22 protein-coding genes and 1 pseudogene are annotated in these 21,674 nt (G+C 26.5%); 22 read left to right on the top strand and 1 reads right to left on the bottom strand.

Annotated elements, in window-relative coordinates; genetic code table 11:
- Positions 1-17: 17 nt before the first annotated feature.
- The 18 genes and pseudogenes from I6E17_RS07555 to I6E17_RS07475 all read left to right on the top strand — a co-directional run bounded on the left by I6E17_RS07555 (position 18) and on the right by I6E17_RS07475 (position 16,675).
- Positions 18-599, top strand: a complete 582-nt coding sequence (locus tag I6E17_RS07555) for a DUF4274 domain-containing protein (RefSeq protein WP_235236506.1) — start codon at positions 18-20, stop codon at positions 597-599.
- 10 nt (positions 600-609) lie between these two features.
- Positions 610-939, top strand: coding sequence for a DUF5713 family protein (locus tag I6E17_RS07550; protein WP_235236504.1), 330 nt, complete (start codon positions 610-612; stop codon positions 937-939).
- Between the two features lie 111 nt (positions 940-1,050).
- On the top strand, positions 1,051-3,141 hold the full coding sequence (locus I6E17_RS07545; RefSeq protein WP_235236502.1) for a DUF4241 domain-containing protein: 2,091 nt from the start codon (positions 1,051-1,053) through the stop codon (positions 3,139-3,141).
- Between the two features lie 2 nt (positions 3,142-3,143).
- Positions 3,144-3,908, top strand: a complete 765-nt coding sequence (locus tag I6E17_RS07540) for a DUF4253 domain-containing protein (RefSeq protein WP_235236500.1) — start codon at positions 3,144-3,146, stop codon at positions 3,906-3,908.
- Between the two features lie 14 nt (positions 3,909-3,922).
- A complete protein-coding gene (locus I6E17_RS07535; protein ID WP_235236498.1) occupies positions 3,923-4,786 on the top strand; it encodes a YwqG family protein in 864 nt (287 codons plus the stop codon).
- Between the two features lie 37 nt (positions 4,787-4,823).
- Positions 4,824-5,339 (top strand): hypothetical protein, encoded by a 516-nt coding sequence (locus I6E17_RS07530; RefSeq protein ID WP_235236496.1) that lies wholly within the window; start codon positions 4,824-4,826, stop codon positions 5,337-5,339.
- 9 nt (positions 5,340-5,348) lie between these two features.
- Complete coding sequence (locus I6E17_RS07525; RefSeq protein ID WP_235236494.1) at positions 5,349-5,882, top strand: DUF2262 domain-containing protein; 534 nt, start codon at positions 5,349-5,351, stop codon at positions 5,880-5,882.
- Positions 5,883-5,892: 10 nt separating this feature from the next.
- Positions 5,893-6,432, top strand: a complete 540-nt coding sequence (locus I6E17_RS07520) for a CbrC family protein (RefSeq protein WP_235236492.1) — start codon at positions 5,893-5,895, stop codon at positions 6,430-6,432.
- An 11-nt stretch (positions 6,433-6,443) separates the two neighbouring features.
- Entirely contained in the window at positions 6,444-6,938 is a 495-nt protein-coding gene (locus I6E17_RS07515) for a toxin-antitoxin system YwqK family antitoxin (protein ID WP_235236490.1), read from the top strand.
- Between the two features lie 11 nt (positions 6,939-6,949).
- Entirely contained in the window at positions 6,950-8,023 is a 1,074-nt protein-coding gene (locus I6E17_RS07510) for an ankyrin repeat domain-containing protein (protein WP_235236488.1), read from the top strand.
- A 23-nt stretch (positions 8,024-8,046) separates the two neighbouring features.
- On the top strand, positions 8,047-9,330 hold the full coding sequence (locus tag I6E17_RS07505) for a hypothetical protein (protein WP_235236486.1): 1,284 nt from the start codon (positions 8,047-8,049) through the stop codon (positions 9,328-9,330).
- A 4-nt stretch (positions 9,331-9,334) separates the two neighbouring features.
- Positions 9,335-9,652, top strand: coding sequence for a hypothetical protein (locus I6E17_RS07500; protein WP_235236484.1), 318 nt, complete (start codon positions 9,335-9,337; stop codon positions 9,650-9,652).
- Positions 9,653-10,313: 661 nt separating this feature from the next.
- Positions 10,314-10,871, top strand: coding sequence for an RNA 2'-phosphotransferase (locus I6E17_RS07495; RefSeq protein ID WP_235236482.1), 558 nt, complete (start codon positions 10,314-10,316; stop codon positions 10,869-10,871).
- Between the two features lie 12 nt (positions 10,872-10,883).
- Positions 10,884-11,381 carry a DUF2004 domain-containing protein gene (locus I6E17_RS07490; protein ID WP_235236480.1) on the top strand — a complete coding sequence of 166 codons (498 nt, stop codon included), beginning with the start codon at positions 10,884-10,886 and terminating at the stop codon, positions 11,379-11,381.
- Positions 11,382-11,478: 97 nt separating this feature from the next.
- Positions 11,479-12,045, top strand: a pseudogene (locus I6E17_RS10050) (hypothetical protein); the annotation flags it as partial.
- Positions 12,022-14,112, top strand: a complete 2,091-nt coding sequence (locus I6E17_RS07485) for a tetratricopeptide repeat protein (protein ID WP_419180983.1) — start codon at positions 12,022-12,024, stop codon at positions 14,110-14,112. The pseudogene I6E17_RS10050 and the gene I6E17_RS07485, both read left to right, overlap by 24 nt.
- A gap of 95 nt (positions 14,113-14,207) precedes the next feature.
- On the top strand, positions 14,208-15,071 hold the full coding sequence (locus I6E17_RS07480) for a GNAT family N-acetyltransferase (protein WP_235236476.1): 864 nt from the start codon (positions 14,208-14,210) through the stop codon (positions 15,069-15,071).
- A 467-nt stretch (positions 15,072-15,538) separates the two neighbouring features.
- Positions 15,539-16,675 (top strand): ABC transporter substrate-binding protein, encoded by a 1,137-nt coding sequence (locus I6E17_RS07475; protein ID WP_235236475.1) that lies wholly within the window; start codon positions 15,539-15,541, stop codon positions 16,673-16,675.
- 172 nt (positions 16,676-16,847) lie between these two features.
- On the opposite strand, the gene I6E17_RS07470 is transcribed toward I6E17_RS07475, so the two are convergent.
- Positions 16,848-17,933, bottom strand: a complete 1,086-nt coding sequence (locus I6E17_RS07470; protein WP_235236474.1) for a hypothetical protein — start codon at positions 17,931-17,933, stop codon at positions 16,848-16,850.
- 230 nt (positions 17,934-18,163) lie between these two features.
- Here I6E17_RS07470 and celB point away from each other — a divergent pair, with 230 nt between their 5' ends.
- From celB to I6E17_RS07450, 4 genes are read left to right on the top strand one after another with little or no spacing between them, the layout of a single operon-like run.
- The gene (gene celB / locus I6E17_RS07465; RefSeq protein WP_235236473.1) at positions 18,164-19,456 is read left to right on the top strand and encodes a PTS cellobiose transporter subunit IIC; all 1,293 of its coding nucleotides are present in this window, start codon (positions 18,164-18,166) and stop codon (positions 19,454-19,456) included.
- Between the two features lie 32 nt (positions 19,457-19,488).
- The gene (locus I6E17_RS07460) at positions 19,489-19,797 is read left to right on the top strand and encodes a PTS sugar transporter subunit IIB (RefSeq protein WP_235236472.1); all 309 of its coding nucleotides are present in this window, start codon (positions 19,489-19,491) and stop codon (positions 19,795-19,797) included.
- A 28-nt stretch (positions 19,798-19,825) separates the two neighbouring features.
- Complete coding sequence (locus tag I6E17_RS07455) at positions 19,826-20,134, top strand: PTS lactose/cellobiose transporter subunit IIA (protein WP_235236575.1); 309 nt, start codon at positions 19,826-19,828, stop codon at positions 20,132-20,134.
- Positions 20,135-20,155: 21 nt separating this feature from the next.
- Positions 20,156-21,532: a glycoside hydrolase family 1 protein gene (locus I6E17_RS07450; RefSeq protein ID WP_235236471.1), complete on the top strand. Its 1,377-nt coding sequence runs from the start codon at positions 20,156-20,158 to the stop codon at positions 21,530-21,532.
- Positions 21,533-21,674 lie beyond the last annotated feature (142 nt).

The raw sequence follows: 21,674 nt of genomic DNA, 5'->3' as shown, positions 1-21,674 counted from the left end.
AAATTAGGAGGGATTTTATGCTAAAAATAGAAGATATTTTAAGAGAAGATTTTGACTGGGAAAATGTAGAAATTGATGAAGATGAATTTGATGAGTTAGAAACAGCTTTAATTATAGATTATCTAAAGAAAAACACTCCAAAAGAAAGACAGCTTTTGGCAATAGATTGGAACTTTGATAATTCTAAGGAAGTTATCAAATGGATAGCAGAACAGCCTGATACTGACAAGGGAACAGCTTTATTTTTATATTGGTATATGAATCCTCAATTTTTTAAAAAATATAAAAATAGAGAAGAATGTGAAGAGGAGGGTGATTGGGTTTTAGAAGATTATGATATTGTAGAAACTCTTGAAAAAAATTATCTTTCAGGATTTTATAAAAATCAAAAATATGCTTTTAATCCTAAAAATGATGTGTATTCTGGATATGATTGGACAAATGAAGTTGAGAAAGATGAGATGAAAGCTAAGATACCTGAAGAAATGTATATAGCTTTAGAGGGAGAAGTTTTGGAAAGTCCAAATTGGGGAGAGGGAATACCTGATGATATTATACCTATTTTAGATAAACTTTATGAAGCATTAGATGAAGAATAGGAGGTAAGTTATGAAAAAATTAAATTCTGATTTTATTTATTTGGAAGATATGTATAATGATGATTATTATCCAAGATTTTTAGTAGATAAAGTAAAAGATTGTATAGTGGAAGTAGTTGAGTTTTTAGAAAAAGAAGAATATGAGGATTTAGAAGAAGTTCAAGAAAAACTTGATGAAATGACAGAAAAAATTAATGATTTACAAGAAGAGTTTGATGAAAATGATAGTGAAATTGAAACAGTGGCAAGAGATAGTATCGGAGTAACTGTTGAAAAAATTCTTAATTATTTTGAAATAGATATTGATATAGAGGAAGCCATAAGAGAAAGAGATTGGTAAAATCAGATAAAACTTAAAAAGAGGTGGTGCTTATGACATAAATTATTTTTTGAAAAGTCAAGAAATAGTTTTGTCATGAGCATTTTTTTATATTTTACAAAAGGTGGTTATATGGAGAGATATAATTTATCAGCAGAGCATTTAGTTAAACTATTATATAGAAAAAAGATTAACAGAGTAACTACTACTCCAAATTCAGAAAACTTTTTTAATAGTCCTGTTTTTACAAAAGTTTTTGGAAATAATTCGGTAAATAATAATTATAAAATAAGCTGGGAAGAGATAAACAGAACTGAAATCAGATTAAAAACCAATTTTCCAAAAGTTTTAAGAAGATATTATCACGAATGCGGAGATTTAGAGATAAACAGTTGTTTCAGCAGTATTTTAAATTTAGATGAGATTGGATTTTCTCACACTTGGGAGAGAGAAGCTTTAGAAGATGATGAAGTTTCCAATGACGAGATAGAAAAGGCTTTAGAGAAAACAGATAATTTTTTAATATTTTGGACTGAAAATCAAGGTGTATGGAATGCAGGTATAAAAAAAGAGGACTTAGCTTTGGAAAATCCCCCTGTATATATGACAACCAATGATGATTTATATTCTTGGGAAAAAGTAACAGATGATATTGATACTTTTATAATATTACAAATCTTAGATAATTTACAAAGCAGTGAATTTTATTTTTTAACTTTTGATAGTGAAGAGATAGATTCTCTTTTATCAGATAAAAAAATATCAAAAGATGAGCTACTAAAAAATCCATTTGGAATAAAAGAGAGAAATTTAAAATTTCCTACTTATTCAATTTATGATTATGAGGGAGATAAAATCTATATTTTTCAAATGAAAGATGATAAGTTTGAGAAATGTCTATTAATAAAACCAAGTGTAAAAAAAGATGAAACTTCTTATGCTGACAAAATTTTATTAAAAATAGCTGGTATCCTCTCTGCCAATGATAGAAAAATTATAAAAAAATTGGAACTTATTTTTGAAGATTTTCGTAATTATTTAAGAAACGATATAAATTTAAGATATATTAATGATGAAATAAATAATCTTTCTGATAAAGAAAAAATTAAATTTAAAAAAATAGAACTAAAGATTGTGGCTATGATTTTATTTTTAAGTGAAAATGGATATATTTGCTATCTAGATTGGAAATGTGAGCTAGAAGATTTTCAAATGATTTCTGATGTAATGAAAAAAGTTGGCATAGCTGAAAATATTTGTAATATTGAAGACTTAAACCTTGATGAAGATGATGATATAGAGATTTGGAGTGAAGAGTTTAACAAGGTATTCAGTAAAAAAGATATTTTCATTGGAAATATTAATACTAGCTCTGACAGCTATTCTATTTTCCCTGTAAATAAAGAAAATCTAAAAAAATTAAAAGAATTGGGAAATAGAATTGGTATGAAAATAGATTTTTTAAATTATTCAGAGGGGGAAAAAAATATGGAAAAAAATTGGCAAGAAATGTATGAAAGAAACAAAGAAAAATTTAGATGTAAGATAGATTTAGAGAGCTATTTCACTGAAAAGAAAATAGGAGAAATGGAAATTGATACTTTAGATATTGGAGAAGTTAATCTTCCTACAGGAGAGATTCTAGCTTGTGATCCTTTGGTAGAACTTGGAGAAGCAAAAACATTTCTTCAAAAAACTCCTGTTGGAAAATTTCCTGTAAAAATAGCTGTAGTACTAAGTGAAGATTATGGAAACAGATATGCTTGTGTAAAAGTTGAATTTAATAAAAATAAACCAGTTGTTTATGAATTAGCTGTAACAGGAAATGAAAAAGAAATGGACGAAGCAGGAGAAGATGAGTTCTATGGATTTGGTGTTGACGCAGGAATGGGGTGTGTAGCAGATAAAAAATCTCAAGATGAGTATTCAAAATATTGGAAAAAACTTGAAGAAGAGGGAAATGCAGACAATCCTTATGATGATATTTTTGAAGAACTGTTAGAAGAAAGTTTTAAAAAGTTTCCTAAATATCAAAGAGATTGTGGAGATTGGGCTAATTTTATAATTCCTGATACTGACTTAAATATTCCTGTTTTTGCGTCAGGCTGGGGAGATGGATATTATCCTTGCTATTTTGGATATGATGAAAAAGGAGAACTTTGTGGATTCTATATTCACTTTATAGATATTGAAAAAGAATATTCTGACGAAGAGGAGGAATAATTATGTTAAATATGAGTGATTTAGCAAAGGAATTTGTAGAATTTTTTGATTGTGAATATGAGTATTTTCCTAATAATACATATGAAGAAATTATGGAAAAATTTGAAAAATACAGCAAAGAGGGAAAAGAAAAAGGATATTTTCCTGTGATTGTAACTGTTGATGAAACTCTTTTAGAAAGTTTATCTTTTAATATATCAGATGATGAAGAGTTTAATATAGAAGATGTAAGAGATTATAGAAAAAGATATATCTCATCTATTTTTTCAGAGGGTGGGAAAAATATTTTAAGAGATTTAATAAATATAAGAAAAACAGAAGCTGAAGATGATGAGATATCTTTTAGTGAAGAGATACTTGGAGAGTTTGAAGAAACTGAAGAAGAAAAGCTTAATTCTCCAATAGGATTTTTAAATTATGATACAGATAAACCTGAAGAACTATTTATAGTAAAAGTTCCTGTGAAAAATCCTTGGGAGATATTTGCTTGGTTTCCTATGGGAAATTGGAATGAATGTCCTAGCACATCAGAACATATGGCAATATCAAGATATTGGTATGAAAAATTTGGAGCTGTACCTATTACAATAACTCACGATGTATTGGAGTATAAAATTGAAAAAATCATTACTGATAAAGAAACAGCTATGGAAACAGCAGTAGAGATGTATGGATATTGCCCTGATGTAGACCAAAGTTATGAAACTCTTGGACAACTTGCAGGAAGTTTAGTTAATTCTAGTGTATGGTATTTTTGGTGGGATTAGAAAGGAGTTTTAATATGCTAGATAAAAATATGCTTGAAATTTCAAAGAGAAATGCAATTTTAATAAATTATTCTGAAGATGAAAATAAGGAAAAACTGCCAAAAGGAACTTCAAAGATTGGCGGGAAACCTGATTTACCAAAAGATTTTCAATGGTTTTATTATGAAGGAGAAGATTATAAAAAAATAGTTGAAAACAGACCACTTTCATTTTTAATGCAGATTAATTGTGAAGAAGTCTATAAATATGATAAAGAAAGCCTTTTACCTGAAAAAGGAATGTTATATTTTTTCTATGAATTATTTACTATGACTTGGGGATTTTCTCCGCAAGACAGAGGAAGTGCAAAAGTTTTCTATTATGACGGAGAGATAGAAGATTTAGTTTCTGCTGATTTTCCTGAAGATATGGAAAAAGATTGTATAATTCCTGAATCTAAAATAAATTTTGAAAGTATGAATGACTATCCTATTGATTTTTTAGATTATTATGACCCTGATGATAGTGATGAAGAAATGGATAGAAAAGAAAAAGAATTTGAAAAAGATTTAGAGGAATTGGGATATAAAGCTGACACTACAAAACTTTTAGGACACCCTGAACTTATCCAAGGAGAATATTGGGAAGAGTGTGAGGGAGTGGCTGGAAAAAATATCTATTACGGCTCTGCTCCTATAAAATATGGCAGTGATGAAGTTAAAAAATCTATAAAAGAAAATGCAAAAGAGTGGATTTTACTTATGCAGGTAAGTGAATTGGAAATTGGAGATTATGGATTATACTTTGGAGACAGCGGAAAAATATATTTTAATATCAGAAAAGAAGATTTAAAGAATAAAAACTTTGATAATGTCTGGTTAATTCTTCAATGCTATTAAATGATTTAGAAAAATTTTGAGGTGGATTATGGAGTATATGAGAGAATTTTTAAAAAATGAAGATAGAGAAAGTTTTGATAATTTTTGGGAAAACAGCCAAAGACTTGTTTGGATAGATTGGAGAGAGTATGATGAAGATATAATAAATTATATAGAGGGAGTAATTCAATCAGGAGAACTTTTTGGAAAAAATAAAGATGCTGATAATGAAATGGGATTTGATATATTTATAGAATGGAAAGGAAAAGAATATAAAATATCTTATCCTGATAAAAAGGGTTCTGATAGAGATACAACTATCAAAACTTTAAATAGAATTATCCAACCTGAATATGAGATAAGATTATTTATGGAAAGTTTAGGAAATGATACTCTGGCTTTTGTCCCTCTGCTAAAAAGTGAGTGGGAAGAATTAGAAAAAGAGTTTGGAGAAGAAAAAGTAAATTATTATTTTTCTAAGATAGATGATGAAAGCAAGATGTTTGATTTAGATATGGACGAACTTTTTGAAATTTTGGATAAAAGAAAAGAGATAAAAAATTTCTTTGATTAGAGGTGGACTATGAAAAAAATATTAGTAGATAATTTTGAAATAGAGAAAAATGATTGGGGATATTATTTTACTGCCAGTATTGATTTTTTAGGACAAGATTCAGAATTACTTTTAAACTACGATACAGAAGATGAGGTTTCTGAAGTTGAATTAAAAGATATTTTAAATAAATCTTTAGAAAAAATAAATAATATGCTTGAAAAAGCTGAAAAAAATAAACCACAGCTTATGGAACTTTTAAAAGAAAAAGATTATATAAATCTTGCAACAAAATGGGTAAAATGGGAAGAAGGCGGAATAAAAGTTGAAGAAGAAGAAAATTGCTATCTTATAAATGATACTAAAGTTTATACTCCAATAACTGAAGAAGATTTTGAAAAGAGTATGAATTTTGGAGAGATTGCAACAGATATTTATTCAGATGGAGAAACAGAGGATATGTCAGTCTATATTACTTTTGAGCCTGATTATTTTGTAGGACATTGTATAGAATGTTATATTGAGGAAAATGGAAATTTTTTAGTTAATGGATTAGCAGGATAAGGAGGAAGTTATGAAAAAAGAATTGCCATTTTTTAAATATCACCCAGACCCTTTAAAGACAGGAACTTTTGAAACAGATGAAACTGTAATTTGTGATTGTTGTGGAAAAGAAACTGATATATATTATTCTGGACCTTTTTATTCAGTTGAAGATGTTGAATATTTATGCCCTGAATGTATCGCCAATGGAGAGGCAAGTAAAAAATTTGACGGAGATTTTATAGATATTTATTTTGGAAAAGTTAGTGATGAAGAAAAAATAGATGAATTAACTCATAGAACTCCAAGCTATTGTGGTTGGCAGCAAGAAATTTGGGTAACTCATTGTGATGATTTTTGTGCTTTTCTTGGTTATGTAGGAGCTAAAGAATTAAAAGAAATGGGAGTTTTAGAAGAAGTCATTGAAAATGAAAGTCCTGAGTTTAATGCAGAGTGGAGTGAAGAGCAGATAGAAATAATAAAAAATATGGTTAATGGAGGACATGCACAAGGATATTTATTTAAATGTCCTCATTGTGGAAAACATTTCTTATACTATGATGTTGATTAGAGGTAAAATTTATGAAAAAGTTAATTTTATCAGTTCTATTCTGTCTTGTAAGTTTTTATTCTTTTGCTTATCAAATAGAAGATAATTTTACTGGACAGATTATTAAAAAATATAAAGATGGGCAAGTAAAATCTATTGAAAATTTTAAAAATGGAAAACTTAATGGAGAATTTAAAGAGTTTTTTGAAGATGGAAATTTATCTCAAATTGCAACTTTTAAAAATGGAGATATGAAAAATATAAAAGTTTTCTATAAAAATGGAAATTTAAAATTTGAACAAAATTTAAAGGATAGAAAAGGAAAATATAGAGGATATTATCCAAATGGACAGTTAGAAGTAGAGGGAGAAGTTTTTCAAGGAGATGAAATAGGACTTTGGAAATATTATAATGAGAACGGAAGCCTTTCTTCAGAAGGTATGTATAAAGAAGGAAAAAAAGTTGGAGAATGGAAGTTCTATAAAACTGATGGAAGTTTATTAAAAACTATAAACTATAAAAACTAAGGAGGGAACTTATGTACAAAATTGGTTATCTTGGAAACTTTGAAAAAGTACCTCAAGTTGTAGAGTATATCTTAAACAGTGATGTAGAAAATTTAGAGAAAGAATTAAAAAACGGCTGGGATATAAATAAAAAAATTACTTTAAGCGAATTTATAACAGAAACTCCTTTGGAGATAGCTATACAATGTATTAAAGAAGAAGTTATCTTATGGTTAATTGAAAAAGGAGTAAATGTGAAAGCTGATGTAGACGATTGGGGAACTCCTATTTCAAGTGCAGCTCGTTTTTTATCTTCAGAGATGTGTGAATTATTTATAAAGCACGGAGCATTAGAAAATCTCACTAAAAAACAATACGAAAGAATTTACTCTGATATTTATTATGGAAAAAATTTTAAAAATATAGATGTTTTTGAGAAATATGGAGTAACTGTTAAAAAATATGGAAATAATTGTTTAAGAAAAGCTGTCTATGATAGAAATCAAAAATTAGCTCAAATGTTTTTAGACTATGGAGCTGATATAAATTATCACGAATATGACCAAGTTTTTACTGATAACTCAACTCCTGTAATAGTAGCTGCTACTACAGATTCTCTTAAATTAGTAAAATGGCTCGTTGAAAAGGGAGCTGATATAACAATTAAAAACAAGTTTGGAGAAAGACCATATACAATAGCAGTTTTAAATGAAAATCAAGAGATGATAGATTATATTAAAAGTTTAGAGCCAGTAGATTTTCACAATGAAGAAGCTAGAAAAAGTATAATAAAAAAATATAAACTGCCAAAAGATATGGTAGAGTTCTTTAATAAGGGAGATTTAAAAATAGAATTTTCAGAGAATATTGATAGTAAATATATTGAATTTTGGAAATTGGAAGATACAGTTGAAATGACTTGGAAAAGAAAAAAATATCTTTCTTTAGTAAAAGATTTAGAAAACTATTGGTTTCATTTTTTATGGTATCCTAAAGAAAAAAACATATATATTTTTGACGCAGAACATGAAGAAATCTTTAAAATAGGAGATTGGAGCTATTTTATAAATAACTGTGAAGAGATTGTTGGAAGCTTTTTAGATTAAGAGCTTTAAAAGGAGCTGATATTATGTCAGAAATATTTAAAATCAGTGTATCAGAACTTTATAAAAAACCATTTAGAATAGTTATAATATTTTTATTAAATCTGCTTGTTGTATTTGGAGTAAATAGATTTGATATAAAAGTAGAAACTTTTACTGTTTTTGTTCCACTGATATTAACAATACTTTTTATAGAGGAATATAAAACTAAAAAATGGAAAGACATATTAATAAATTTTTTAATCTATTTGGGAATTTTTTCTTTAAATGCTCTTCTACTTTACAAACAGATAGAAATTTTAGATAGAGAGGAATTTTTAAGTAATAATCAAATACTTTTCTTTAATTTAAAAACAGTATCTACTGATATTATAGTATCTATTTTTGTAATGGGATTTTTGTATTCTGTTGTTAAAAATTTAAAATATAAAATAGCAGTAGTTGATATGTTTAGATATTTTAAAGAAAAATCTTCAAGGATTTTAGTTCCATTTTATGGAATAATCTTTACTCTGTATATCTCTGTTTTAATATATTATGGACTAAATACTGATGTTTGCTATGATTTTTTAAATATATTTTTTCTTTTCTTTATAGTAACTTTTATATGCTTTTTAATATTGGTTTTTAAAAACTTTCTAATTTCAGATAAAAAAGATGAGGTTACTTATAGATTAAGAAAAAAATCTTTAGGATTTTATGCAAAATACATATTAAGCATAGCAGGATTAACTATTGGAGCAGGGATTATAATTTCTACATATATTATGGCTGTCAGTATGATGAGAGAAAATATAATATTTTTAATAATAGCAGGTGGGATTATAGCCTTATTATTAGTAGTAATAGTAGAAATTTTAATTTTAAATATGCTGATTAAAATTAATGGAAAAGTTCAGACTAAGCCAATGAATTTTAAGAAATTTTTTAATACTTTAGCTGTTAATATTATAGGTTTGTTATTCCTTGGAATTGCCATATTTATAAATTATACTATTGATATGAATATTCTTATTCTTAATCCTTTAGTTCTACATATTTTACTTGCTGTAATGATAAATTTTATAGGGTTAATTATAAATTTCCAAGTATTAGGAGTTTTAGTTGATAAAAAGTTTATGGCAGCATTAAAAGATGGTTTTAGAAAAACTAAAAAATTTTTAAATCCAAAAGTTTTAATAATTTTAGTAGGAGAAGATATTTTTCTAATAATTAGTATTCTAAATGGAGGTTTTACAGGATTTGTATATTTTATAAATTTTATAGTATCACTTTATTTAATAGATTTTTATTTAAAAGAAGAGGAATAATAAAATGGAAATGGAAATAATTTATATTATCTTTTTAATTGCAGTTCTTTTTTATACTTTTATATATTTTCTTTTTATAAGAAAGTATAAAGATTTAAAAAAGCTTTTTATAATTAATAAACTTTATGATGTTTTTGTTATAATACCTGAAATTTTTATAGGATTTTTAGGTTTTTATGATTTAATACTTTTTAGAATTTTACTTCTTATAAATTTTTTAAGTATTCTCTATATAGTTATTAAAGTTTTTAAAAATAAAGAGCCTAAAAGAAAAATTATATATGCAATACTTAGTCATTCAGAGTGGTTAATATTTTTTTAAAATATAAAATAGAAGAAAGATTTTTATGCTATATACTGAAAGTAAAAAAAGTTTTAGGGAAAGGACAAGGGTGTCCAATCCTTGTCCCGAGGATTTTCTACTGATTTATGTAGAGTAACCAAATTATAAAAATAATTAGACCTACCAACATAGAAATAATCAGTATTAAAGCAGAGAAGGAGAGTTTTATGGAAAACTATAAGATAAAAAGCAAAATAAATATTTTATCTAAAATAGTAGATAGTTTTTTTATAGGATTTTCCTGCTTTATAGTTTATTTTGGACTAAAGACAGGAGTTTCCTTTTCAAAAAATAGTTATACTGTTTTTACAATTTTATTAGGAGTTTTTTATGGATTTATATTTATAAGGGATTTTATTTTTTATAAAACTCTTAAAATTACCCATTATGAATTGATATTTTTTTATCCTATTTTGAGAAGAAAGATAAGAATACAGAAAAAAGATATACAAAAAATTGATTTTATAAAAAGTGAGTTTATACCAAAACTTTGGATTTATTATTATAGAATAAAAATAACTATGGAAAATAAAAACTATATTATATCCTCAAAAGATTATAGAAACTTTTGGGAGATTTTAAATAATATAGGGGCAAAACTTCCGAAAAGAAAAATTGAAAACTATAAGGAGAGGGAGTTATGAAAAAAATAGATGATGTAAAACTAGGAAAATTTTTAAGTCTTGTCCTTAGACACAAACCTGAAACAATAGGGATAACTTTAGATAAAAATGGCTGGGCTGATGTAAAAGAACTGATAGAAAAAGTAAAACTTTCTGAAAGATATATTGATATGGAGATTTTAGAAAGAATAGTCAGAGAAAATAATAAAAAAAGATATAGTTTCAATGAAGATAAAACTAAAATCAGAGCTAGTCAAGGACATTCTATAGAAGTAGAACTAAACCTTAAAGAGATGACACCACCAAAAATCCTATATCACGGAACAACCACTAGATTTTTAGAAAGTATAAAAGAAAAAGGAATTTTAAAAATGAATAGACAATATGTTCATCTATCAATGGACATTGAAACTGCTAGAAATGTTGGACAAAGACACGGAGAAGTAATTATTCTTCCAATAGATATAGAAGAACTTAAAAGCATAGGACATAAATTCTATCTGTCAGAAAATAAAGTTTGGTTATGTGATGATATTCCAAGCAGATATATTTTATGGAATAAAGTTATTAGATAAAAAGGAGGAATTATGGAAATAAAATATTTTAAAAATGTAGATTTTAATAGTGATTATCTTGAAACAACAATAGAACTTCAAAACAGAGAAATACAGCTTGATATAAACAGTGACGCAGTTCTTGGAGAAAATAATTGGGTAAAAGAATATGAAGAATATATTTCTAAATTGGAAACATTCAAAGAAAAAATTGATAAAGAGATTATAAAAGATTTTGAAAATGATGGTGTAACTAAAGAATGGATTGATTTTCACTCTGAAGAATTAATGGAAAGTATTGAAGAAAATGGAACATTAGATAATTGTGATAAAAATTTACCTATAGACAGACAAATTCTTTCGGCACTAAAACTTAACAGAATAGGAATTTATCCTGAATATGAAAATATAAATGGTGAGGAATATTATGCTATTTGGGATTATATCCTTGATGATGAGATAAGTGATGAAATTTTAGTTATAGTTACTGATAAAAATGGAGAAATAGTGGATATTACTTGGGAAAGTTAAAATTTAAATATTTTATATTTAAACAGCAAATTATAAAAAAATTTCGTCTAATAGAAAAATTATACAAACATAACTTTAGCAATCTAAAGGAGGAACTATGGCTATAATTACAGAAAAATGGAATAAAATATTTGAAGAAGCATACTTAGATGATATTTTAAGAAGTCTAGAAGAAATACAAAAAGAAAATAATTATACTGACGAAGAAATGAATAATGATTTACAAGTGGCACTTTGGAGAGCTTATGTTTACAACAATATGGATTCCTACGAATATTATGAGTTATCAGAAAAAACACTTGCTAAAGTAAAAAATGAGGGAATAAAAAATGGGATTTGGTGCTATAGATATTCTTGTGCTTTAGTTTATCTTAGAAGATTTGATGAAGCTTTAGAATATAGTAGACTTGGAACAAAAGTAGATCCTTCATATCCTTGGGGTTGGCTACAACTTGGTAGACTTTGTTACAAATATAATCTTTTAGATGAAGCTTTTAATGCAATAGATAAAGGACTTGAACTTGTACCAAATGATTATGAATTTTTAACTTTAAAAGATGATATAGAAAATGACAGAGGATATGCTTATGCAAATTCTCACTACATAGATGAAGAAGCAGATAAAAACTCAAAAGAAAGATTGATAAATATTGATGATGAAGAGTTATATCAATCTTTTGCCAACAAAAGTGATTTAGAAAAAGAATTAGATATTCTTCATAAGCAAGATAAAAATCAAGATATTATTAATATAATTACTTCTTTACCTAAAGAGGATTTAAACTATGATATTCTTGGAAAACTTGCAAGAGCATATAATAACAACAATCAATGTGAAGAGGGACTTAAAGTTTTACTTTCTTTAAAAGATGATGGAGAAAATGATTCTATTTGGAATTTCCGTGTAGGATATTCTTATTACTATTCTGAAAAAGCCAAAGAAAATCCAGAATATTTAGAAGAAGCTAAAAAATATTTTGAAAAATGTCTTGAATTAAATCCTAACGAACCTGACGGAGATACTCTTTTAAGATGGGTTTATTCTGACTTGGGAAATAGAAAGCTTGACGAAGAGAAAAATGATGAAGCTTTGGAATATTTCCAAAAAGCTAGAGATTTAGCAAAAGATACTAATGATATTATAGCTACTGAATCAGAACTTGCTTGGGCATATGATTTCTTAAGAGAGTATGAAAAAGCCTACGAATATTTACAAAATATTATTTCTTTAGGTAGAGATGATATTTGGGTTAACTCTGAGCTAGGATATTGTCTTGGTGGATTAGAAAAATATAAAGAAGCTATTGAAAAATATGAAAAATCCGTAGAACTTGGAAGAAATGATTCTTGGGTATATGCAAGACTTGGAGATTTGTATAAAGAATTAGAAAAATATGATGAAGCTTTAGAAAATTATCAAAAAGGATTAGAAATAGATTCTGAAGATATTTATATTCTTTGTGAGTTAGCTTGGATATATGATAATATAAAAAATGATTGTAAAAAAGGACTTGAATATTTAGAAAAAACTAAAAATTTAGGCAGAGATGATATTTGGATTAATTCTGAAATTGGTTGGGCATATAATCATCTTAACAAATATGATAAAGCTCTTCCTTACCTAGAAAAAGCCAAAGGACTTGGAAGAGATGATGAATGGATTTACTTTGAACTTGGATATTCTCTTGTAAGATTAGATAAAGTTAAGGAAGGACTTGAATATTATGAAAAAGCTTTAGAATTAGGAAAAGATGATATCCCTTTAAATGGAGAACTTGGATATTGGCTTGACCATTTAGGAAAATACAATGAAGCACTTCCTTATTTAGAAAAATCTAAAAAACTTGGAAGAGATGATGAGTGGATTAACACTGAAACAGGTTTCTGTTTAAATAGATTAGAAAGATATGATGAAGCATTATTATATTTTGAAAAAGCTGTAGAATTAGGAAAAAATGATGAATGGGTTTATTCTGAAATGGCTTTCTCTTTGAAAAAACTTAAAAAATATGATAAAGCATTAGAATATTATCAAAAAGCTGAAGAGCTAGGCAGAAATGATGAATGGATAGTCTCTGAAATAGCTGAATGTCTTGAAAATATGGGAAGAACAGAAGAAGCCATTGCAAAGCTTAAATCTTTTGTTGTAACAGAAATAGGTAATACTGACTCTGTTAATTCTCAAATAGCTTATCTTTATGGAAGAATGAATAACTCTGAAGAAGCTTTAAAATATCTTTATGAAGCTGAAAAGCTAGGAAGAAATGATATTTGGCTATATTCTGAAATTGGTTGGAATTTAAGTGGAGAACCTGAAAAATATCAAGAAGCCTTAGAATATTTTCAAAAAGCTATAGAACTTGGAAGAGACGATGAATGGATTAATGGACAGATTGGATTTGCTTTATCAAAACTTGGAAAAAATAAAGAAGCTGTTAAATATTTTGAAAAAGCTAAATTTATAAATCCTGACAATGAATGGATTTCTTATCATCTTGGTTCTTGTTACAGAAAATTGGGAGAAATTCAAAAAGCTATAGATATTTTAAAAGTTTCTAAAGAAAAAGGTGAATTTAGAGGTTGGACAGAATTAGAACTTGCTTGGTGTTATGCACTTATTGATGAAAAAGAAAAAGCTCATGAATATTTAAAAGAAGCTGATTCATATATTGGTGGAGAAATAGCTAATTCTTCTGAACTAAAAAAGATTTTGAATCAATTAAACAATTAATTTCTGCTACATCTTATTTAGCTTAATTTATAGAATATTATTTTTCTATAATTTTAAAAATATATTTGTTTATTTATATTACTAAGGGAGAAAATATGTATTTATTTAAAACTTTAAATGACATTGACACAAAAATAATATATGATAGCTTTATGGAAGCCTTTTCTGATTATTCTGTAAATCTTTTTCTGCCTTATGAAGATTTTAAAACAATGCTTATCAATAAAGGATTTAATCCCTGTATATCTTTAGGATTATTTCATAATAATAAACTTATAGGTTTTGTTTTAAATGGAAAAAGAAAATGGAATGGTAAAGAAACTGCTTATGATATGGGAACAGCTATTATACCTGATTATAGAACCTGTGGTTTTTCTAAAAAAATGATTGTAAAAGTAACAGAAATTTTAAAAGAAAATAATATAGAACAATATCTTCTTGAAGTAATACAAAATAATATAAAAGCTTTTGAACTTTATAAATCACAAGGTTTTCAAATAACAAGAAATTTTTCTGTATTACAAGCAGATATTAAACCTTCTGTTTCTTTTATATCTAGCTCTTATACTATAGAAGCAATCACAGATATAGATGAAAGTATGTGGAGTATTTTTAAAAGTTTTTGGGATTTTTCTCCCTCTTGGCAGAACTCAATAGATTCAATAAAAGCTACAAAAGAAATATTTACCTATATAGTAGTTAAAGATAAAAAAAATATAATAGGCTATGGTATTATTGAAAAAAAATCTGGTAAAATACCACAATTAGCAGTAAATAAAAATTATAGAAATAAAAGTATAGGAAAAAATATTTTGTATGAACTGGTAAAAAATACTGATTCAAATTCTATAAAACTTATTAATATAGACAGAAAATATAAGAATATGGAAAACTTTTTAATAAATCTAGGATTTCAAATTTCTTCTATGCAATATGAAATGATATTGAATATAAAATAGAAAATTAAAAGTTATACCTTTTGATATTTTCAACATTTTTTTTATAAATTAAAAAATTTTTTGAAATTTTTCTTGCTTTTTTTATGATTTTGTTCTATACTTGTTTTAACAAAAAACAAAACAATTTCACAAAAGGAGGTTTTAAAATATGCTAATGCTACTTAACTTATTATTTGTTGTAACTCTGCTGTTTACACTGCTGCTTTTATATTCTACAAAAAAATACACAAATAATTTTGTTAAGGCATGGTATAATTATATTTTTAACCTCTTATTTAAATATATTCAGATTTAAAATTTTTTATGATGTTTTTATTTAAGCTAAAGAATAAAACATCAGAAATTTTATTTTTTAAATTGAAAATATGTAATAAATAGTTGTGTAGTTAAAGACAGCCTTACAAAGCTGTCTTTTTTATTTTGTAATCTATTTAAAAATTTATAATATTTCAAAGGGGGAATTTTCTATGAACAAAATCAAAAATGCCATAATGATAGGAGCTACTGTGTTATTTACTGCTTGTGGTGGAGGTGAAAAAACTGTTGAAACTGAAACAATAAAAATAGGAGGTCTTGCACCTCTTACAGGTTCACTTGCAATTTATGGAGTAACTACAACAAATGGAGCAAATCTTGCTGTTGATGAAATAAATAAAAACGGAGGAATTCTTGGAAAAAAAGTTGAATACATTACTCTTGATACAAAGGGAGATTCAACAGAAGCTGTTATGGCTTATAATAAACTTATTGACAAAGGAGCTTCTGCAATAATTGGAGAAATTACTTCAAAACCATCTCTTGCTGTTGCTGAAATCGCAGCTCAAGATAATATACCTATGATTACTCCAACAGGAACACAAGTTGACATCACAGAAGCTGGACCAAGTATTTTCCGTGTATGTTTTACAAATCCTTATCAAGGAAAAGTTTTAGCTATTCTTGCAAAAGAAAGACTTAATGCAAAAACTGCTGCTATTATGATAAATAATTCAAGTGATTATTCTGATGGAATTGCAAAAGCTTTTATTGAACAAGCTGATATTTCAGGAATAAAAATTATTGCAAAAGAAGGATATGCTGACGGAGATAAAGATTTCAGAGCTCAGCTTACAAAGATAGCTGCTGAACAACCTGATGTTCTTCTTGTTCCAGAATATTATGAACAAGCTTCTTTGATTGCAACACAAGCAAGAGAAGTAGGAGTAAAAGCTATATTTATTGGTTCTGATGGTTGGGATGGAATTGCAAAAACTCTTGATTCAACTTCTTACAATGCAATAGAAAATTCTTATTTCACAAATCATTTTTCTATGCAAGATACATCTTCAAAAATTCAAAACTTTTTAAAATCATATAGAGATACTTATAAAGAAGATCCATCAGCTTTCTCTGCTTTAGGATATGATGCAATATATATGGTTAAAAAAGCTGTTGAAAATGCAGGAACTACTGATAAAGATGCCATAGTCAATGCTTTAAAAAATATTGAGTATGATGGTATCACAGGATATTTAACTTTTGATGAACACAACAATCCTGTAAAGGCTGTTACAATTTTAAAAATTACAAATGGAGAATATGTTTTTGATTCAAAATTAAAATAAAATATTAAGAAAAAAATTAGTAATATAATAAATTTTATATAAATAAAAACCTCTTTTGATTATTAATGAATTATAAATATAATTAACTAATATCAAGAGAGGTTTTTTTATGTTTTTATTATCAAAAAAATTGTAAAAAAAATTTTTTAAATGTGATACAAGTAACAATATTTTATTCTTTTCTTTGAAAAACTTCAATAGAACTTTCTTTACTTCTAAAGTATTTTATAGAAATTATTATATTTTCATTTTCAAAAAATAACTGCTCTCCATCTTTTGCAAAGTATATTTTTTTTAAAAATTCTGTTGAAGTAAGATTATCTTTTAAAAATTCTAAATCCACCATCCCTGCCAATTTTTTATAAATAAAATTTTGCATTTTCAATGGATTTTTAAAGTTTTCAGAAATTTCATATATTTTCTCATATTTACTAAGCCTAAATTTATTATTAATAAACTTATTAAGTTCTTCATCTATATTAGAATTATTTGGGATATTTTTTAAAATTAGTTTTAGATATTTTTTTAATTCTTCAAGAGGAAGATATTCTAGTGCTTTATATAAAATATTATATGTATATTTAAAATCTTTTACATGAGAAGCAATTAAAGTCATAAGTTCATTAACCTGTTCATTCTTTATTTTTGAAATCTTATTGTAAATGGAAAATTCAATAGCAGTGACTTTATTATTTTTAAATTCACCACTTTTAATTTTTTCATATCCTAAAATATAATTAGTTTTCAAATCTATATCTTTTTTTAATTTTTTTAAAATATTTATTTCAAAATCATAAAATCTTTCATATTCTTTCAAATTAAGAAGATTTCTTAAATCTTCTAAAGAGATAATTATATTTTTTTCATCTTCAACATCTGTAATAAAATTATAATAGAAATATTTAGTGAAATTTTCTTCAAATTTTAAAATATATTTAAGCTCCAATACAGAGAAAATATTTTCTTCTAAAATGGCTTTTTTAAAAGTATCACTTAAGAAAAATGAAATATTATTTTTTGAAATATTATAATGAGACACAGGGAGAATAATCCCACTATTTTCTTTAAAAGTGTAGTGTATTCCCTTTTTTACAAATCTTTCTAAAAATAAAAGCTTACTTCCTTTTAAACTTGGAACTGAAATTTCAGAAAGACTGTAAATAAGTTTTTTATTTTTTAAAATATCTTCAATAAGCATATTTAAAAGCTGAAATTCAGGTTTTACATACTTTGGAATTATTTCAATATTTATTTCCATAAAAATTCCTTTCCAAAAAAATAAATTTTTTTTAAAATTTTTCTTTAAAAACAGACGAAAAAATAAAAATATTTTTTTCAATTACTATTTAGATAATACTATAAAATCTATATTTTTGCAATCACTTCTATTTTATCAAACGAAAATAATACTAATTTTCTTGAAATTTGACACTTTTTTTGGAAAATGTAATAATGAGTTATCAAAAAAAATCTTTGGAGGGATAACTTATGAATAAATTTATGTTTGTATTAGAAAAATATCTTCTTCCTATTGCTGAAAAGCTTGGGCAGAGCAGATATTTAAATGTTTTAAAAGATGCTTTTATGCTTTCATTTCCACTTACTATATTTGGTTCTATATTTGTAGTAATATCAAATCTACCATTTCTTACTTTAATAATGAGTAAAGACAAAGTTCAAGTTTTAAAAGATGCTCTTGCTCCTGCTGCAGAAGGAAGTATGCTTATAATGACAGTGTTTGTTGTTATGGGAATAGGATATTTCTTAACTACATCATATGGCATAGAGGGAATATTTGGATCTGCAGTAGCTATTTCTGCTTTTTTCTTAGTTACACCTTTAGAAAAAGGAGCTATGCCTTTAGACAGATTAGGAGCAAAAGGAATGTTTGTTGGAATTTTAGTTTCAATTATTGCAGCAGAATTATATAGAAAAGCTGTTTTAAGAGGTTGGACAATAAAACTTCCAGATAGTGTTCCACCTGCAGTATTAAAATCTTTTTCTGCATTAATTCCAGCTTTTTTAACTTTAACTGTATTTTTGGTTGTAAGAATCTTATTTTCTCTTACATCTTTTAATAATATACATGATTTTATTTTTACAACAATACAGACTCCGCTTATTAAACTTGGAGGAGGATTATTTGCAACAATAATTGCTATTTTGATGATTCAACTTTTATGGTTCTTTGGTTTACATGGACAAGTAATAGTAAATTCTGTTTTAGATCCTGTTTGGAATACATTAGCACTCCAAAATTTTGAAGCATATCAAGCAGGCGGAGAACTTCCAAATATCATTACAAAACAATTTATGGAAACATATACTGTAGGACTTGGAGGAACAGGAATGACTCTTGCTGTAGCTTTTACTCTTTTATTTGTAGTAAAAAGCAGACAGCTTAAAGAACTTGGAAAAATGGCAGGTCCTGCTGCAATATTTAATGTAAATGAACCTATTATTTTTGGTTTACCAATAGTTATGAATCCACTTATTTTTATTCCATGGATGATTGCTCCAGTAGTTGTTGTAATATTTACATATTTTATGATGGCAATAGGTCTTGCCCCAATCCCAACAGGAGTAACAGTTCCTTGGACTGTACCAATTTTCTTTAGTGGTACTCTTGCAACAAACTCAATGATGGGAGGAGTTCTGCAGATTATTAACTTCTTTATAGTATTTATTATCTGGCTGCCATTTATTAAAATTTTGGATAAACAGGCTATTGCTGCAGAAGAAGAAAATGAAGATGACTTAGACTTAGATTTAGAAATTTAAAAACAATTTATATAATATATGGAGGAAAAATTATGAAAAAAATATTACTATGCTGTTCATCAGGAATGTCAACAAGTTTACTTGTAAATAAAATGAGAAAAGTTGCAGAGGAGCATAAAGTCCCTGTTGAAATTAATGCTGTTGGTCTTGATAGGTTTGAAGATGAGATAAAAGAATATGATGTAGCTCTTCTTGGTCCACAAGTAAGATTTAAATTAGAAGAATTTAAAAATATTGCAGAAAATTTTGGAAAAAAAGTTGCAGTAATAGATACTAAGGATTATGGAACAATGGACGGAAAAAAAGTTTTATCTCAAGCTGTCAAATTAATAAAGTCATAATAATAAGTAAAAAATAATAAAAGGAGAGATTAATATGGATATAGAAACTATAGCAATGGAGCTTGTAGGAAATGCTGGAGAAGCAAGAAGTTTAGCATTTGAAGCTTTAGCACAGGCAAAAAATAAAAATTTTGAAAAAGCAAAAGAATTATTGGAAGAATCAAAACAAGCTTCACTTAAAGCACATCACATACAAACTGATTTAATCTGTCAGGAAGCTGATGGAAATAAAGTTGAAATAGGTTTACTTATGGTTCATGCTCAAGACCATCTAATGACTTCTATTCTTGCAAGAGAGCTTATAACAGAAATTATATCTTTATATGAAAAAATATAGATAATTTAAGGAGAAAACATAATGAAAAAATTTCCAGAGAACTTTTTTTGGGGAGCTGCTGCCAGTGGACCTCAAACAGAAGGAATTACAAATAAAATAAACAAATCAATATGGGATATTTGGTTTGAAAAAGAACCTGAAAGATTTTATAATCAAATTTCTCCATATGTAGTTTGTGATACTTATAATAAATTTAAAGAAGATATAAAATTAATGAAAGAAATTAATTTTAACTCTTTTAGAACTTCAATACAATGGTCAAGACTTATAAAAGATTTTTATACTGGTGAAGTTGATCCAGATGCAGTAAGATTTTACAATGAATATATTGATGAACTTATAAAAAATGGAATTGAACCAATAATAAATCTTTATCATTTTGATATGCCTGCTAATCTGCAAGAAGAACTTGGTGGTTGGGAAAATAAAAAAACAATAGAATTATTTGTTATTTTCGCTAAAAAAGCTTTTGAACTTTTTGGAGACAGAGTTAAATACTGGACTACATTTAATGAGCCAATAGTCCCTGTGGAGGGAGGATATTTATATAATTTCCATTATCCATGTAAAAAAGATATGAGACTTGCTGTTCAAGTAGCATATAATATAATACTAGCTCATGCAAAAGCAGTACAGGAATACAGAAGACAAAAACTTGATGGAAAAATAGGAGTAATTTTAAATTTAACACCGACTTATACAAGAGATGAAAGACCAGAAGATAAAAAAGCTGCTCACATAGCAGATCTTTTCTTTAACAGAAGTTTTCTTGACCCTATGGTAAAAGGAGAATTCCCTCAAGATTTAATTGAAATTTTAAAAGAACATAATATGCTTCCTGAAACAACAGAGGAAGAAAAAAGTATTATCTTAAATTCAAAAGTTGATTATTTAGGTGTAAATTATTATGTGCCAAGAAGAGTAAAAGCTGTTGAAAAAACACCTAAAGAATTTACTGAACCTGAATATTACTTTGAATATCATATAAAAGAAAATGGAAGGTTTAATCCTTATAGAGATGGAAATGAAATTCATCCTGTAGCATTATATGATATAGCAAAAAATATTCAAGAAAATTATAATAACATTCCTTGGTATATTGGAGAGATAGGAATTGCTATGAGCTTAGATTCAGAAAAAACTCTTCCAGATGGAAGAATAGATGATAGCTTCAGAACTAATCTTTTAATAGAACATCTTGATGAATTACACAAAGCTATTCAAGAAGGAGCAAATTGTTTTGGAGTTCATCAATGGACATTTATAGACAACTGGTCTTGGCTTAATTCATTTAAAAGAAGATATGGTTTTTACAGACTTGACCTTGAAACAGGAGAAAGAAAGATAAAAGAACATGCTAAATGGTTCAAGGAAGTTGCAAAAAATAATGGATATTAATTTTTAAAACAATAGACTTTCTAATCAAAGTAATATTCTAGAATTAGAAAGTCTTTTTTAATAGGAGGATTTATGATAATTGGTGGAATAGAAGCTGGGGGAACAAAATTTGTCTGTGGAATTGGAAATGAAAAAGGAGAAG

The sequence above is a fragment of the Fusobacterium perfoetens genome, assembly GCF_021531595.1.
Taxonomy (GTDB): Bacteria; Fusobacteriota; Fusobacteriia; order Fusobacteriales; family Fusobacteriaceae; genus Fusobacterium_B.
Note: the sequence above shows the minus strand (reverse complement) of the source record. Positions and strands in the feature narration are given on the sequence as shown.

Coding starts and splice junctions, on each gene's coding strand:
- I6E17_RS07555 (WP_235236506.1), top strand. CDS start 18: ATGCTAAAAATAGAAGATATTTTAAGAGAAGATTTTGACTGGGAAAAT.
- I6E17_RS07550 (WP_235236504.1), top strand. CDS start 610: ATGAAAAAATTAAATTCTGATTTTATTTATTTGGAAGATATGTATAAT.
- I6E17_RS07545 (WP_235236502.1), top strand. CDS start 1,051: ATGGAGAGATATAATTTATCAGCAGAGCATTTAGTTAAACTATTATAT.
- I6E17_RS07540 (WP_235236500.1), top strand. CDS start 3,144: ATGTTAAATATGAGTGATTTAGCAAAGGAATTTGTAGAATTTTTTGAT.
- I6E17_RS07535 (WP_235236498.1), top strand. CDS start 3,923: ATGCTAGATAAAAATATGCTTGAAATTTCAAAGAGAAATGCAATTTTA.
- I6E17_RS07530 (WP_235236496.1), top strand. CDS start 4,824: ATGAGAGAATTTTTAAAAAATGAAGATAGAGAAAGTTTTGATAATTTT.
- I6E17_RS07525 (WP_235236494.1), top strand. CDS start 5,349: ATGAAAAAAATATTAGTAGATAATTTTGAAATAGAGAAAAATGATTGG.
- I6E17_RS07520 (WP_235236492.1), top strand. CDS start 5,893: ATGAAAAAAGAATTGCCATTTTTTAAATATCACCCAGACCCTTTAAAG.
- I6E17_RS07515 (WP_235236490.1), top strand. CDS start 6,444: ATGAAAAAGTTAATTTTATCAGTTCTATTCTGTCTTGTAAGTTTTTAT.
- I6E17_RS07510 (WP_235236488.1), top strand. CDS start 6,950: ATGTACAAAATTGGTTATCTTGGAAACTTTGAAAAAGTACCTCAAGTT.
- I6E17_RS07505 (WP_235236486.1), top strand. CDS start 8,047: ATGTCAGAAATATTTAAAATCAGTGTATCAGAACTTTATAAAAAACCA.
- I6E17_RS07500 (WP_235236484.1), top strand. CDS start 9,335: ATGGAAATGGAAATAATTTATATTATCTTTTTAATTGCAGTTCTTTTT.
- I6E17_RS07495 (WP_235236482.1), top strand. CDS start 10,314: ATGAAAAAAATAGATGATGTAAAACTAGGAAAATTTTTAAGTCTTGTC.
- I6E17_RS07490 (WP_235236480.1), top strand. CDS start 10,884: ATGGAAATAAAATATTTTAAAAATGTAGATTTTAATAGTGATTATCTT.
- I6E17_RS07480 (WP_235236476.1), top strand. CDS start 14,208: ATGTATTTATTTAAAACTTTAAATGACATTGACACAAAAATAATATAT.
- I6E17_RS07475 (WP_235236475.1), top strand. CDS start 15,539: ATGAACAAAATCAAAAATGCCATAATGATAGGAGCTACTGTGTTATTT.
- I6E17_RS07470 (WP_235236474.1), bottom strand. CDS start 17,933: ATGGAAATAAATATTGAAATAATTCCAAAGTATGTAAAACCTGAATTT.
- celB (WP_235236473.1), top strand. CDS start 18,164: ATGAATAAATTTATGTTTGTATTAGAAAAATATCTTCTTCCTATTGCT.
- I6E17_RS07460 (WP_235236472.1), top strand. CDS start 19,489: ATGAAAAAAATATTACTATGCTGTTCATCAGGAATGTCAACAAGTTTA.
- I6E17_RS07450 (WP_235236471.1), top strand. CDS start 20,156: ATGAAAAAATTTCCAGAGAACTTTTTTTGGGGAGCTGCTGCCAGTGGA.